General features: G+C 68.6%; 11 protein-coding genes. 5 read left to right on the plus strand and 6 right to left on the minus strand.

Annotated features, from left to right (window positions below):
• The first annotated feature begins 141 nt into the window (after window positions 1-141).
• Window positions 142-1386 carry an NAD(P)/FAD-dependent oxidoreductase gene (locus tag BLTE_RS11350; protein ID WP_160140594.1) on the plus strand — a complete coding sequence of 415 codons (1245 nt, stop codon included), beginning with the start codon at window positions 142-144 and terminating at the stop codon, window positions 1384-1386.
• A gap of 21 nt (window positions 1387-1407) precedes the next feature.
• Here BLTE_RS11350 and BLTE_RS11355 read toward each other — a convergent pair whose 3' ends face one another.
• On the minus strand, window positions 1408-3477 hold the full coding sequence (locus BLTE_RS11355) for a HAMP domain-containing methyl-accepting chemotaxis protein (RefSeq protein WP_126400651.1): 2070 nt from the start codon (window positions 3475-3477) through the stop codon (window positions 1408-1410).
• Between the two features lie 788 nt (window positions 3478-4265).
• On the opposite strand from BLTE_RS11355, the gene BLTE_RS11360 reads away from it, so the two are divergent.
• The 4 genes from BLTE_RS11360 (at window position 4266) to BLTE_RS11375 (ending at window position 7966) form a co-directional block, all read left to right on the plus strand.
• Window positions 4266-5270 carry a Hint domain-containing protein gene (locus BLTE_RS11360; RefSeq protein ID WP_126400653.1) on the plus strand — a complete coding sequence of 335 codons (1005 nt, stop codon included), beginning with the start codon at window positions 4266-4268 and terminating at the stop codon, window positions 5268-5270.
• 349 nt (window positions 5271-5619) lie between these two features.
• Window positions 5620-6294, plus strand: a complete 675-nt coding sequence (locus tag BLTE_RS11365) for a class I SAM-dependent methyltransferase (protein ID WP_126400656.1) — start codon at window positions 5620-5622, stop codon at window positions 6292-6294.
• 53 nt (window positions 6295-6347) lie between these two features.
• Window positions 6348-7085, plus strand: a complete 738-nt coding sequence (locus tag BLTE_RS11370) for a SapC family protein (protein ID WP_126400658.1) — start codon at window positions 6348-6350, stop codon at window positions 7083-7085.
• Window positions 7082-7966 carry a SapC family protein gene (locus BLTE_RS11375; RefSeq protein ID WP_126400661.1) on the plus strand — a complete coding sequence of 295 codons (885 nt, stop codon included), beginning with the start codon at window positions 7082-7084 and terminating at the stop codon, window positions 7964-7966. Before BLTE_RS11370 ends, BLTE_RS11375 begins: the two co-directional genes overlap by 4 nt.
• A 16-nt stretch (window positions 7967-7982) precedes the next feature.
• Here the strand turns inward: BLTE_RS11375 and BLTE_RS11380 are convergent, their stop codons facing one another.
• The 5 genes from BLTE_RS11380 to tpiA all read right to left on the minus strand — a co-directional run bounded on the left by BLTE_RS11380 (window position 7983) and on the right by tpiA (window position 14542).
• Window positions 7983-9308 (minus strand): HlyD family type I secretion periplasmic adaptor subunit, encoded by a 1326-nt coding sequence (locus tag BLTE_RS11380; RefSeq protein WP_126400664.1) that lies wholly within the window; start codon window positions 9306-9308, stop codon window positions 7983-7985.
• A 1-nt stretch (window position 9309) separates the two neighbouring features.
• Window positions 9310-11049, minus strand: a complete 1740-nt coding sequence (locus tag BLTE_RS11385; protein WP_160140595.1) for a type I secretion system permease/ATPase — start codon at window positions 11047-11049, stop codon at window positions 9310-9312.
• A 449-nt stretch (window positions 11050-11498) separates the two neighbouring features.
• Window positions 11499-13127 carry a CTP synthase gene (locus tag BLTE_RS11390; RefSeq protein ID WP_126400668.1) on the minus strand — a complete coding sequence of 543 codons (1629 nt, stop codon included), beginning with the start codon at window positions 13125-13127 and terminating at the stop codon, window positions 11499-11501.
• Window positions 13128-13221: 94 nt separating this feature from the next.
• Window positions 13222-13572: a preprotein translocase subunit SecG gene (gene secG, locus BLTE_RS11395; RefSeq protein WP_126400671.1), complete on the minus strand. Its 351-nt coding sequence runs from the start codon at window positions 13570-13572 to the stop codon at window positions 13222-13224.
• 214 nt (window positions 13573-13786) lie between these two features.
• Window positions 13787-14542, minus strand: a complete 756-nt coding sequence (gene tpiA, locus BLTE_RS11400) for a triose-phosphate isomerase (RefSeq protein WP_126400674.1) — start codon at window positions 14540-14542, stop codon at window positions 13787-13789.
• Between the last annotated feature and the right edge of the window lie 3 nt (window positions 14543-14545).

Below are 14545 nucleotides of genomic sequence, written 5' to 3' on the forward strand. Positions count from 1 at the left end.
GCCACGGGGGTCGGCCTGAGTAGTCGATTCGTGTAGAGGAAGAGAGCCGGCCGGTGAACCCCGTCCACAGCGACTGCCTGCCTCGCGCAGCGGACCGTGGCGGGTCATTATGGCGGTTCTGTTTCTGTCGGAGTGTCGGTCGTGCGTGTCGATGTCGTGGTGCTGGGGGCGGGAATCGTCGGGTCGTCGGCTGCGGCCCATCTGGCGCGGCGCGGCGTCAGGACCGCGCTGGTGGACCGCCGCGCGCCGGGCAAGGAGACCTCGTTCGGCAATGCCGGGCTGATCGAGCCCTCCGGCGTGGTGCCGATGGCGTTTCCGCGCGATCTCGCGACGCTGGCCAAGGCGGCGCTGGGCCTGTTGCCGCAAGCCAACTACCACCTCAGCGCCCTGCCCTCGCTGCTGCCGTTCCTGTGGCGCTACCGCCAGCAGTCCACCCGCGCCAACCGCCTGCGCTCAAGCGTGGCGCTCCATCCGCTGCTGTCGCGGGCAGTGGCCGCCCATCGCGAGCTGCTGACGGCGGCCGGCGCCGCCCACCTGCTGCACCCCACCGGCTTCTACCGGCTGTTCCGCGCGGCGGAGAGCTTCGAGAGCTATCTGGCGTTCGAGTTGGCGGTGGAGGCCGGCTACGGCTCGCCCTACGAGATCCTGTCGCCGGCCGAGGTGGCGGCGCGCGACCCGGCGATCCGCCCGGTATTCCACAAGGCGGTGTGGTGGAAGGATGCGGTGGCGGTGCGCTCGCCGGGCGAGGCGGTCACCGCGATCGCCGGGCTGGTGCCGCGCCATGACGGCCTGCTGCTCAAGGGCGATGCCCGCTCGCTCCGCCGCGACGGCTCAGGCTTCCGCGTCGACACCGACAGCGGCCCGCTCACCGCCGACACCGTGGTGGTGGCGCTCGGGCCGTGGTCGACCGACGTCACCGAGCAGTTCGGGCTCAAGCTGCCGTTCGCGGTCAAGCGCGGCTACCATATGCATTTCGAGCCGGGCAGCGACGCGAAGTTCGACACGCCATTCGTGGATATGGAGGGCGGCTATTTCCTGGCGCCGATGCCGCGCGGCATCCGGCTCACCACCGGCGTCGAATTCGCGCTGCGCGACGCGCCGCCGACGCCGGTGCAGATCGAGCGCACCCGGCCGATGGCCAACGAGCTGGTGCCGCTCGGCGCGCCGCTCGATCCCGAACCGTGGATGGGGCGGCGGCCGTGCCTGCCCGATTCGGTGCCGGTGATCGGCCGGCTGAAGGGGGCCGAGAGCGTGGTGCTGGCCTTCGGCCACCAGCATCTCGGCCTGACGCTCGGGCCGATCACCGGACAACTGGTCGCCGACATCGTCACCGGCGCCGAGCCGGTGGTCGATCCCGCCCCCTATCGGCCCGAGCGGTTCGCGTGAGGCGACGCGCCGACCCGCCCATCACGCCGCGCGCACCGTCGCCAGGAAGTTCGCCACTTCGAGGCGCAGGCGCTCCGACTGGCGGGCGAGGTCGCCGGCCGACGACAGCACCTGGGTCGAGGCGGCGCTGGAATCGGAGGCGGCGCGGCTGACCGAGACGATGTTGCTGGTCACCTCGCCCGCCCCCTGCGACGCCTGCTGGACGTTGCGGGCGATCTCCTGCGTCGCCGCCCCCTGCTCCTCCACCGCCGAGGCGATGGTGGCGGCGATCTGATTGACCTCGCCGATGGTGGTGGTGATGCCGGCGATGGCGGCCGCCGAGTCCGTGGTCGCCGCCTGGATCTCGGCGATCTGCGCGGCGATCTCGCTGGTGGCCTTGGCGGTCTGGGTGGCGAGGTTCTTCACCTCGGCCGCCACCACCGCGAAGCCGCGGCCCGCCTCGCCGGCCCGCGCTGCCTCGATGGTGGCGTTCAGCGCCAGCAGATTGGTCTGGCCGGCGATGTCGGAGATCAGCTTCACGATGTCGCCGATCTTCTGCGAGGCGTCGGCCAGCGCCCGGACCTTGGCGTTGGTGTCCTCGGCATCGCGGGCGGCCTGGCTGGCGATGGCGGTCGAGCGCTCGACCTGGCCGCCGATCTCGCGCGTCGAGGCGGCAAGCTCCTCGGTGGCGCTGGCCACCGTCTGCACGTTGCTCGCCGCCTGCTCGGCGGCGGCCGCCACCGCCGTCGACTGGCGGGTGGTCTCCTCCGCCGACGACGACATGGTCTGCGCCGCGGCCTGCAATTGTGTCGCCGCGCTCGACACCGTGCCGACGATGGCGCCGACCGCCGACTCGAACGCATCGGCAAGCTGGCGCATCTCGCCCTTGCGCTGCTCGGCGGCGCGGCGTTCGGCTTCCTTCTGTTCGGCTTCGAGACGTTCCATGTGCAAGAGATTCTCCTTGAAGGTCTGCGCCGAGCGCGCGTTCTCGCCAACCTCGTCCCTGCGGTCGGCATAGGGCACCTCGACCGCCTTGTTGCCGTTGGCGAGCTCCATCAGCACGGCGCCGATGCGGCGGATCGGCACGGAGATGGATCGGCCGATCAGCCATGCCAGCAGCGCGCCGGCGGCGAGCGCGCCGATGGCCAGGAACAGGATCGTCCGGCCGGTCGTTTCAATTTGATCCACCATTTCGCGTTCGATCTTGCGCTCCTCGGCAATCCCGCTGTCCTTGATGAAGCGGGCGTCCGTCGCAATGGCCTCGGCCTGCTTCGGCATCTCGTTCCCCACCAGGGCGGCGATGGCCTGTTCCTCGGCCGCCACCTTGGCGAACGTGTCGCGATAGCTCGCAACCCCGGCCTCGATGGCGGCGAAGCCGCGGCGCACCTCCTCGCCGATGGCCGCGGACCGGAAGGCTGCAGACGCGGCTTCGAGATCGCCGAACGCCTTGTCCACCGCCTTGCGCGCCGCCTCGGCCGCCGCTTCCTCATGCTGGCCGAACACCTTGGCGACGCTGAGCTGGACCAGCGCGAGACGCCGCGCCACCTCATCGGCAAGCGCCGAGACCGCGCCGGCCCCGGCCGTGGCGGCCTGCAGGCGTTCGGCGTCGGCGAGAAGCCTGTCGCCGAGCGGATCGAGCACGCGGTCGCGCAGCCGGTCCTGCTCGCGCCACAGATCGACCAACCGGTCGAAGTCCTTGGCATAGGCCTTCAGCTGCTCGGAGATGGCCTTCATCCGCGCCAGCCGTTCCGGGTTCCTGATGGTCTCGATGCCGCGGGCGATGGCCGCCTGCGCACTGTCGCGGCGCTTCAGCCCGGTCTCGCGCGCCTCTTCGCTGCCGGTGGTCGCGTACTCGCGGACGTAGCGCCGGAAGGCCAGGAACTCGCGATCGACATCGCGCGCGATGCCGACCACCTCGACGCGCTGGGTGTAGTCATGCACGCGGCTTTCGACGTCCTTGAACGCGAAATAGGCGACGCCGGAACTGACCACGGTGAGCACCAGCACGCAGGCGAAGCCCAGCGAGATCTTGGTGCCGATCTTGCGGTCGGCGAACAGGCGGCCGAGCCCGGCCGTTCCGCGCGGCGTCGCGGTCGAGGCAGTCATCGTCATGACGGGGGATCCTTGGGGGTCTGTGGTGGTCGGGAGGACGTGGAACGGGCGCCGTGGCGGCGTCCGCACCTTTGGTGTCGGTTCGGCCGGAAACCCGCCGACCGTCGCGTGGACGTTGCGCCGTAACCTCCGGGCATCGAGCACGGGGTCTCGGCGAAACCGTTTCCGAGGTCGGAAAGGATCATCCGCACGCAGGCGTTCGCATCCGTTACGAACGCAACCAAGCTAGGTGATATCCCCTAAAGGAAACGTAAATTCGCAAATATTCTGGAATCTGACGCCAGCAACCCGCAGCGTCGGCCGCACATCCGTATTGCATCGCAACATTTATGTCATAATAGCGGCCGGATCATCTTTATCTTCGATAGCTGGCCGGCATCTATTCGTGCATTGCGGCAACGGGCCGGCGCCTTCTGCCAATCCGCGTGTACGTTTGACTGACACCGGATGGCGCAATATTGTGCACGCCACAATCATTGAGTGCCGTTCCGTCGCGCCGGAAACCCTGGCCTGCAGCGACGGGCCCTGCGCGGGCCCCGGTCGAAGCCTGGGGCGCTCCCCATAGATTACATTTGCCGCTCAACTGAACGACATCGATGCCGATACTTCAGTTGCGCAGCAGATGCCCCGATGTCCGCTCGCCATCTCGCCGAAGCGCGTGCGAGTCCCGGCACTTGCCGCGCGCTGTGTGAACCGCCGCACAGCCCGGCAAGGCGAAGGCTTGACGGGGCTGGAAGAATTCATTAACGCTCTATTAAGTCTTTTAATCAAATGACGAGGTAATTGGCATGCCCATCGATGAAACCGATACGATCACCCCGCCGTCCTACACTGATGGTAATTTCAGCAATGCTTACCTCCTTACGGTTGTGGGTGGCGATTTTCGTATTCTCGATGGCAACATCTTCTCGCGTGGTATTGACCCCATTGCCACGGATGTCGTTCTTGAGGACAAGGACCAAGGCCGGCACGACGACCCCAGTGTTCTCGGCGATGTCGCCGTTGACCGCGTGACGATCGGCGGCGCCGGTCCGCTGCTCAACGGGCAGTATACGTTCGTGACCGCGGCGACGGTCGGCACCGGCGAGGGCGCCGCCACCGGAATTATTGTCAAGAAGGGCTTGGTCTACCTCTTCCTGACCGACGACGAATACCAGCCCCAGGCGATTGGCGACCGGGTTCTGCAACCCATAGAGGGTGAAGTCTCGCTCTGCTTCATGCCCGGCACGCTGATCCGCACCCCGGCCGGCGATGTCGCGGTCGAGACGCTGAAGACCGGCGACGCCGTGACCACCACCGACGGCCGCGCCGTGGCCGTGCGCTGGATCGGCCGGCAGACCGTCGCCACCCGCTTCTGCGACGAGCTGAAGCTGCCGGTGCGCATCCGGGCCGGCGCGCTCGGCGACAACCTGCCTCAGCGCGATCTTCTGGTGTCCGGCGACCACGCGCTGTTCCTCGACGGCGTGCTTGTCCATGCCGGCGCCCTGGTGAACGGCACGACGATCGTGCGCGAGCGCGACGTGCCGGCCGTGTTCACCTATTTCCATGTCGAGACCGAAGGCCACGAGCTGATCCTGGCCGAGGGCGCAGCCGCCGAGACCTTCATCGACAATGCCGGCCGCCGGGCCTTCGACAATTTCGCCGAGTTCGAGGCGCTCTATCCGAACGGCGTCGATCTGGTCGAGATGCCCTACCCGCGCGCCAAGTCCTATCGCCAGATTCCGTCGTCGCTGCGCCAGCGTCTGTGGGCCGGGTCGGCCGAGCCGGACGCCAGCGTGGCCGCCGCCGCCTGACAGGCTTGGGTTTTCTTCGAGCGGCGCCCCCTCGCAGGGGCGCCGTTCCCGTTTGTCGCGGGGGCCGGTTGATTTCCCTGCAATTTCCGGAAATAGCCCGGCAAATTCGTTGTTCGCGAAAGGGATTTTTGGCGATCGGACTGCAAAACTCCGGCTCGCGGACGGGGTTCGCATCATTGGTTGTAGCCGCGGCGCCCCTCCCGTGTCAGGCTTTCGTCACACGAATTCCGCCGTGCGCGGCCGGGTTTCCGGTCCTGGCGGACGGGCGGGCTGCATTCGAGCCGCGTCATCAAGGCCGGCTGCCGCGCCTGCGGAGAATGCTCACATGAACGCGCAGCGGAGGGCCGCGATGGCTGAGACGAAGCAGACCGAAGGCCGGCCCGCGGCGAGCGCCGCGCCTGCCAAGCGCGTGCTCAATGCCGGCAGCGGCGGCCGCGCCTCGCGCCAGCTTCATCCGGTGTTCCGTCGCAGCGGCTGGGCCGAGGTTCGGCTCGACATCGACCCGCAGGCCCAGCCCGATCATGTCGGCTCGTTCACCGACATGAACGACAATTTCCATTCCGCCAGCTTCGATGCCGTGTGGTCGTCGCACGCGCTCGAGCACCTGCACGCCCACGAGGTGCCGGCGGCGCTGGCCGAGTTCCGGCGCATCCTCAAGGATGACGGCTTCGTGCTGATCCGGTGCCCGGACATCGAGATCGCCGCTGCCCTCCTGGCCCAGCACGGCCCCGACCATGTGGCCTACACCTCGTCCGCCGGCCCCATCACGCCGCTCGACATGCTGTTCGGGCACGGCGCCTCGATCGCGCGCGGGCGCGTGCACATGGCGCACCGCACCGGCTTCACCAGCGCCAGCCTGGCCAAGCTGCTTCTCGATGCCGGCTTCCCGACGGTGGTCACCAAACGCGAATATTTCGACCTGTGGGCGCTGGCGCTGATGCCGTCCTCCGACCTGCCGCGCATCCAGGAGGAGCTCGCCGCCGCCGGGCTCGATCTCAGCGACGCCGAGGATGACGTTCCGTAGGCTGCGGCTGCGCCTCACCCTTTCACACCAGTCGTGCTAGCTTCGCCGCAGCCATGCTGAGCGAAAGTCCGATTCCTCTCGAAGGCGATGTGCTGGCGCGCCGCATCTATGCGCCACAGGCCTACCGGCTGGTGCGCGAGATCCAGATCGTCCCGATCGTCCACACCGAGGCGCTGAAGCTGTCGACGTGGTTTCCGATCGCGTGGCGGCTGGCGGCGCACGGCCCCGAGCTTGTCGTCCTGCGCGCCCTCCTTGCCGACAATCGTGCGCTGCCGCCGCCGGCCCGCGGCCTGCTGCCGCTGCTGCTTTCCGCCTATCCCTTCGTGTTCGATCCCGACACGCTGCCCGGCCCCGATTGCCGCTGGATGTTCGACAATGTGTTCGCCGACGAGCCGACCGACATCGGCGCGCCGATCATCACGCTCGAACGCAAGCCGGCGCTGGCGACGAGGCTGCGCCTCGATGCGCTGGAGACCTTCTCCAACGAGTTCGCCCTCACCCGCGACATCGGGCTGGCGCTGGCCGAGGCCGACCTGCTGGAGCCGTGGAGCCTCAGCTTCGATGTCGAGGGGCAGCGGATCGAGGTGGCGGGCCTCCACATCGCCCTCCAGAGCGCGTTCGAAACCGGCCGCTATGCGCCGCTGCTCGCCCGCCACGGCTTCGCCGCCGCCCAGCTTCTGGGCCTGCATCGCCTGTCGCTGTTCCGCGCCGGCCTGCTGCTCACCATGGCGAAGTCGACGCTCGCCGCCGATCGCGGCCCGCGTCCCGCCGCGCTGGAGCGCCTGCCATGAGCGACACGGCTGCCGCGGGCGCGCCCCCGGGTGGGCTGAAGCCGCTGCGCGGCACGGCCCGCCCACGCCACGCCGTGCCGGCGCACAGCCGCTGGGTGCCGGCGCTTGGCTGGCAACCCATCGCCTATTCCGAACTGCACCTGTGCGCCCACTATTACCCGCTCGCCATCCGCTTCAGCCGCGGCCTGCCGCTGCTCGGCGTGATCCTCGATGAGGCCTATCTGACGCGGCCGCTGGTGGATGCGGCGGGCACGTGGCAGGGCGGCTACATGCCGATGGCGGTGCGGACGTTTCCGTTCCAGGCGACCGGCAACAGCGTCGATCCGTTCGACGATCTGGTGGTGCCGGCCGACACCGACTTTTTGTCGGCCGAGACCGGCACGCTGCTGTGCCGCGAGGACGGCGCCCCGAGCAGTCATCTGCAGACGCTGCACCGGCTGGCGCGCCAGCTTCTGGACAGCCGGCGCAGCCTCGCCGCCGCGCTCGATCATCTGCTGATCGCCGGGCTGCTGGTGCCGCTGCGCCCGCCGCCGAACGGCACCGCGCAGCCCACCACGCCGAAGCTCTATTCGATCGACCGCACGCGGTTCGCCGAGATCGAGCCCGCCGCGTTCGCGGCGATGGCGCGGCAACGGTTCGCCAGCGTCGATATCGCGGTCGCCTGCCAGTTCTCGCTGCACCGCCTGCGGTCGGAGTGCCAGCCCAAGAGCACGCGCTCCGCCCTCGCGGCGTCCGCCGCCGGCGGGCGGGGCCTCGATTTCCTCGGCATGGAGGATATCGCGATCGACGATGGCGACCTGTTCTCGCTCGGCGACCTGGAGGCGACGCACAGCGGCCTCGATGCGCCGGACGGCGACGCGCGCGACGATCTGCCGGTTTGATGCGGCCGGTGCCCGCTCAGCGCTCGCGCATCGACAGCGCGAGATTGTGCAGCATCGGCCCCATCAGATAGCTCAGCACAGTGCGCGCCTCGGTGGGGATCACCACGTCGACCTGCATGCCGGCGGTGAGCTTGTCGGCCAGATCGGGCGGAATCGACGCCTTGTCCACCACCACCTCGGCGGCGAAATACATCTGGCGCGTCGCCTCGTCGGGGATGCTGTCCTGCGACACCGCGCGAAGCTGCCCGGTGATGGGCGCAAGCTGATACTTGGCGAACTGCGGCACGCGCACCTCGACCGGCAGGCCGACATGGACGCGGTCGCGGTCATAGGGCGAGATCTGCGCCCGCACCACGAGACTGTCGGCCGCCGGCACGATATCGACGATCGGATCGCCCGCCCGGATCACGCCGCCGATGGTGAAGATCCGCATCTGCTGCACCGTGCCGGTCACCGGCGCCTTGATGTCGATGCGGCGCAGCGCATCGCTGGCGATCACCAGTTGCTGGCGGGCGTCGCCGATGGTGCGCTGCACGTCGGGCAGCAGGTTCGCGGCCTCCTGGCGGTACTCCTGGCGAAGCTGCTCGATGCGCGCCTGATATTCGCCGGTCTTGGCCTTGCCCTTGTCGATCGACAGCCGCCCATTGTCGAGCGCGCCCTGGGCCTGCGACAGTTCGCGCTCCAGCGCCGTCACCCGCGGCAGCGGCACGAGGCCGCGCTCCAGCAGGCGGCGCAGGTTCGGCAATTCGCGATTGATGGTGGCGACGCGCTCCTGGGCAGACCGCACATCGACCTGCGACTGCTCGATCTCCTGGCGGACCTGCACGATCTGACGCTCGATGACGTCGATGCCGCGCGTCAGCGTCTCGCGGCGGTTCTCGAACTGGCGCTGATTGTCGCTTATCGCGACGGCGACCTGCGGGTCGCCGCGCATGTCGAGCACCTCCTTGGGAAACGCCACCTTGTCGAGCATGTCGCGCTGGGCGGCGAGGCGCGCCTCCAGCGCCAGCGCGATGGCGAGCTGCTGACGATAGGCGCGGCTGGTCGCCTCGCTGCGCGTCGGATCGAGCCGCACCAGCACGTCGCCTTCCTTCACGGCGTCGCCGTCGCGCACCAGGATTTCCTTCACGATGCCGCCTTCGAGGTGCTGCACCGTCTTGCGGTTGGACTCCACCGAAATCTTGGCGGTCGCCACCACGGCGGCATCGAGCCGCGCGATCGCCGCCCAGCCGCCGAGCACGAAGAAGGTGAAGAACACCACGGCGAAGCCGATCAAGAGCAGCCTGCGCCAATCGGTCGAGACGGGCGGCGCCGGAAGAAGCTCGATGCGCTGCTCGTCCATGTCAGGACCTCCGTCCTTCCGCCGATCCCTCGATGACCATCAGGTTCGGCTGGCTGCGGATGCGCGGGATGCGGTCGACGATCTGGTCGCGGGTGCCAAACGCCTGCACGGTGCCGGCATTGAGCACCAGCACGTCGTCGCAATAATTGAGGATGTTGAGCTTGTGCGTCACGATCAGCACCGTGCTCTGCATCGCCTGCAGCTTCTGCAGCATGGTCATCAGCGACTGCTCGGCGAGCGCGTCGAGGTTCGAGTTCGGCTCGTCCAGCACGATGAAGCTCGGCATGCCGTAGACGGCGCGGGCGAGCGCGATGCGGCTGCGCTGGCCGCCCGACAGCACGTGGCCGCCCGGTCCGACGCGGGTATTGTAGCCCTCGGGCAGCAACTTGATGAGATCGGTGATGCCGGCGAGCTCGGCGGCGGCGATGATGCCGGAGCTGTCCTCGGCCGCCTTCGGATCGAAGCGGGCGATGTTCTCGGCGATCGTGCCGGGCAGAAGCTCGACGTCCTGCGGCATATAGCCCATCTGCTGGCCGAGATCGTCCTCGTTCCAGTGGGACAGATCGTGGTCGCCGATGGCGATGCTGCCGCGGCGCGGCGGCCAGACGCCGACCAGCACGCGCGCCAGACACGACTTGCCGGCGCCGCTGGGGCCGACGATGCCGACGGTGCGGCCCTGCGCCACCGAGAACGACACGTCGGTGAGGATCGGCTTGTCGCCGCCCGGCGCGCTGGCGAACACGCGCGAGACCACCAGCGGGCCGGACAGGCCGGGCAGCGAGATCCTGTTTGTCTGCTGGGTGGCGTCCTTGAGAATGGCATCGACCCGGCTGAGCGCCGAGGCGAAGCCGGCATAGGAGCGCCAGTTGGTGATCAGCGAGTCGATCGGCCCCATCGCGCGCAGCATCACGATCATGGCGATGAAGACCACCGACGTCGACACCTCCTGCTGCAAAAACAGGATGATGCCGATGACATAGATCAGCACCATCTGGGCGTTGCGCACGAAGCGCACGACGGCTGCGATGATGTCGTTCGGCCGCGCCGCCGCCTGCTGCCAGCCCAGCATGCGGCCGTGCAGGTCGTACCAGCGGTCGCGCAGGCGCGGCAGCATGCCGAGCGCCCGCACCGTCTCGACATTGCGCGTCACCGCGAAGCCGAATTCGGCCGCCTTGCCGGACATGCGCTGGAAACGCTCATTGTCGTTCTTCACCAGCGCGGCGTTCAGCAGGCTCATCGCCGCGGAGAACACCACCATCAGCAGGGCGTAGAGGCCGAACACCCAATGGACCAGCGCCATCGCAATGATGAACAGCGGCGACCAGAACGCGTCGAACACCGCCGACACCGACGTGCTGGAGAGCGTGTCGCGCACAATGTTGAAATCGTTCAGCGTCGAGGGCGAGGCGTTCAACCCCGCCGCCGGGCGCGGCCGGTGCATCGCGTCGAACAGGACGAGGCCAAGACGCTGGTCGATGTCGGCGCCGATCCGCCGCAGCGCCTTCTGGCGCACCCATTCGAGAAAGGCGTGAACCGACAGCAGGAACAGCGCGATGATGGCAAGGAAGAACAGCGTCAGCTCGCTGCGGCTGGTCGTCACCCGCTCCATGATCTGCGACACGAACAGCGGCGCGGAAAAATAGAGAAACGGCAGGAACAGGCTCAGCGCGAACAGGCCGGCATAGGCCGGCAGCAGCGGCCGCAGGGCGTTGAGCGTCGGCGAAGCGAGCTTCGGTTTCACCCCAGCCTCCCGTAGTGACCGAACCCCGGCATAAACCCTGAAATGGAAACCCCGGCGCGGGCAGCCGCTCGGCGCCCCGCCGGCGGGACCGGCCCTCTCCCGCACGGGACAGGACAGGACGGCTGGCTCCGGCCGGCGGCCGGTCCAAGCCGGTCATCCGGAGACCGTATCATGAAGGATCCGCTGGTCCGCCCCATCCGCCGCGCCACCGCCGCAAATCAAACGACGCACACTACATGCAAGACGATGGTGATCCCATGGTGATCCTTGGCGCCGTCTTGCCACGATCCGCAGCCACGGCGAGATTTTCGACCGCTGGTTTATGAAGTGCTGAGCCGCGGACCGGCATTCGCGTCATAAAATCGCGTCGTACGATACGAACTGTGCACGCGCCCGGCGCGCGATCCGGTCGCGGCGGCGGTGTGACATCCCGCAAGCCGGTCCGGCGGTCACACCAGCCGGCTCTGCACCACCGCCGCCGCGATGAAGGAGGCGAACAGCGGGTGCGGATCGAACGGGCGCGACTTCAACTCGGGGTGGAACTGCACGCCGACGAACCACGGGTGCTCGGGATATTCGATGATCTCGGGCAGGATGCCGTCCGGCGACATGCCGGTGAAGGCGAGGCCCACCTGCTCCAGCCGGTCGCGGTAGGACATGTTGACCTCGTAGCGATGGCGGTGGCGCTCCGAGATTTCGGTCTTGCCGTAGATGGCGGACACCCGGCTGCCCGGCCGCAGCAACGCGGCATAGGCGCCGAGCCGCATGGTGCCGCCGAGGTCGCCGCCGGCCTTGCGCCGCTCCAGGTCGCTGCCGCGCAGCCACTCGGTCATCATGCCGACCACCGGCTCATTGGTGGCGCCGAACTCGGACGAGCCGGCGTCCTCGATGCCGGCGAGATTGCGCGCCGCCTCGATCACCGCCATCTGCATGCCGAGGCAGATGCCGAAATAGGGCACCCGCCGCTCGCGGGCGAAGCGGGCCGCCCGGATCTTGCCCTCGGTGCCGCGCACGCCGAAGCCGCCGGGCACCAGGATGCCGTTGACGTGCTCCAGGAACGGCGCCGGATCCTCGTTCTCGAAGATCTCGCTCTCGATCCAGTCGAGCGACACTTTCACATTGTTGGCGATGCCGCCGTGGCTGAGCGCCTCGATCAGCGATTTGTAGGCGTCCTTCAGCCCGGTGTACTTGCCGACGATGGCAATGGTGACCGAGCCTTCCGGATTGCGGATGCGCTGGGTGATCTTCTCCCAGCGCGTGAGGTCGGGCTCCGCGCCGGGGTCGATGCCGAAGGCGTGCAGCACCTCCACGTCGAAGCCCTCGGCGTGATAGGCGAGCGGCACGGCGTAGATCGAATCGACGTCGCGCGCCTCGATCACCGCCGTCTCCCGCACATTGCAGAACAGCGCGAGCTTGCGCCGTTCCTCCTTGGGGATCGGCCGGTCGGTGCGGCAGAGCAGGATGTCGGGCTGGATGCCGATCGAGCGCAGCTCCTTCACCGAATGCTGGGTCGGCTTGGTCTTGAGTTCCCCAGCGGACGGGATGTAGGGCAAGAGCGTCAGATGGATGTAGACGGCGTGGTTGCGCGGCAGCTCGTTGCCGAGCTGGCGGATCGCCTCGAAGAACGGCAGGCCCTCGATGTCGCCGACCGTGCCGCCGATCTCGACCAGCACGAAGTCGAAATCGTCGTTGCCGGCCAGGATGAAGTCCTTGATGGCGTTGGTGACGTGGGGAATCACCTGGATGGTGGCGCCGAGATAGTCGCCGCGCCGCTCCTTCAGCAGGATCTCCTGATAGATCCGGCCGGTGGTGATGTTGTCCATGCGGGTGCACGGACGCCCGGTGAAGCGCTCGTAATGGCCGAGGTCGAGGTCGGTCTCCGCCCCGTCGTCGGTGACGAACACCTCGCCGTGCTGATACGGGCTCATCGTGCCCGGGTCGATGTTCAGGTACGGGTCAAGCTTGCGCAGGCGGACCTTGTAGCCGCGCGCCTCCAGAGTGGCGGCGAGTGCGGCCGAGGCAAGACCCTTGCCGAGCGAGGAGACCACGCCGCCGGTGATGAAAACGTACCGCGCCATGGGAGTCAGGTTTTAGCCCGCCCATCTCGTTTTGGCGAGCGGCAGGGCCGCTTGCCGGATGAATTTGGAGACCCTGCGGAAGACCCGCGGGCGTTCAGCGCGAGACCGGCGGCTGCGGCGGTCCCGGCGGCTTGATCTGGTCGAGGATGCCCTGACCTTCAGCCGGTGCCGATGCCGGCGCCCCGGCCGGCGCGCCCGCCTTGTCGAGGATCGACGTGGGCTCGCGGCTGTAGCCGGCCAGCATCGACAGCGCCAGGCTGGTGCTGAAGAAGATGGCGGCCAGGATGGCGGTGGTCCGGGTCAGCACGTTGGCGGTGCCGCGCGAGGACATGAAGCCGCCGCCACCGCCCATGCCGAGGCCGCCGCCCTCCGACTTCTGCAGGAGCACGACCCCGACCAGCGCGAGCACGACCATCAGGTGGATGACGATGAGAACGGTCTGCATGACTCAAAGCAAATAGGCCGGGGCGGACCCGATCGGAAGGGCACGCCCGCGGCCGGACCACGGTTGGTGCGGCTCTTACACGATCGCTTCGGGCATTTCCACCCGCGCGAATGCGGTAGCAGGGAGAATGCCGGGATCAGGGACCCGGCACCGGGCATGGGTCCCCTTCCCGCGCCTCGCTGTCGCGAGGCGCGCCGGGGACGACCAGCCGCCTTTACCGGTAGACCCCGGCAATCGCCAGGAAATCGGCCGCCTTGAGGCTGGCGCCGCCGACCAGGGCGCCATCGACATTGGCCACCGCCATCAGCTCGGCCGCGTTGTCCGGCTTCACCGAGCCGCCATAGAGGATGCGGATGCCCTGCCCTTCGGCGCCGAAACGCTCGACCAGCCGGTCGCGAATCATGGCGTGGACCTCGGCCACGTCGGCGGTGGTGGGGGTGAGGCCGGTGCCGATCGCCCACACCGGCTCGTAGGCGATCACCGTGTCGGCGGCGGTGGCGCCCTCGGGCACCGAGCCGTCGAGCTGGCGGCGCACCACCTCCAGCGTGTGGCCGGCCTCGCGCTCGGCGCGGGTCTCGCCGACGCAGACGATGGCGACGAGCCCGGCCCGGCGGACCGCCGCCGCCTTGGCGTGGACCACCGCGTCGCTCTCGCCATGGTCGGCGCGACGCTCGGAATGGCCGACGATGACCGCGCCGGCGCCGGCATCCTTCAGCATTTCCGCCGAGATATCACCGGTGTGGGCGCCGGAGGGCTTGGCGTGGCAGTCCTGGGCGCCGACCTCCACCGCCTCGCGCGGCTCGGCGGCAAACTCGGCCACCAGCGTGAAGGGCGGGCACACCAGCACCTCGGCGCGCCCGGCCGCCCCGCCGGCCACCGCCGCCGCCACCGAGCGGAATTCGGCGATCGAAGCCCGGAACCCGTTCATCTTCCAATTGCCCGCAACCAGCGGGCGGCGCGGCGCCACCATGAT

Origin of the sequence: Blastochloris tepida (assembly GCF_003966715.1) — a bacterium.
GTDB classification, from domain to species: Bacteria; Pseudomonadota; Alphaproteobacteria; order Rhizobiales; family Xanthobacteraceae; genus Blastochloris; species Blastochloris tepida.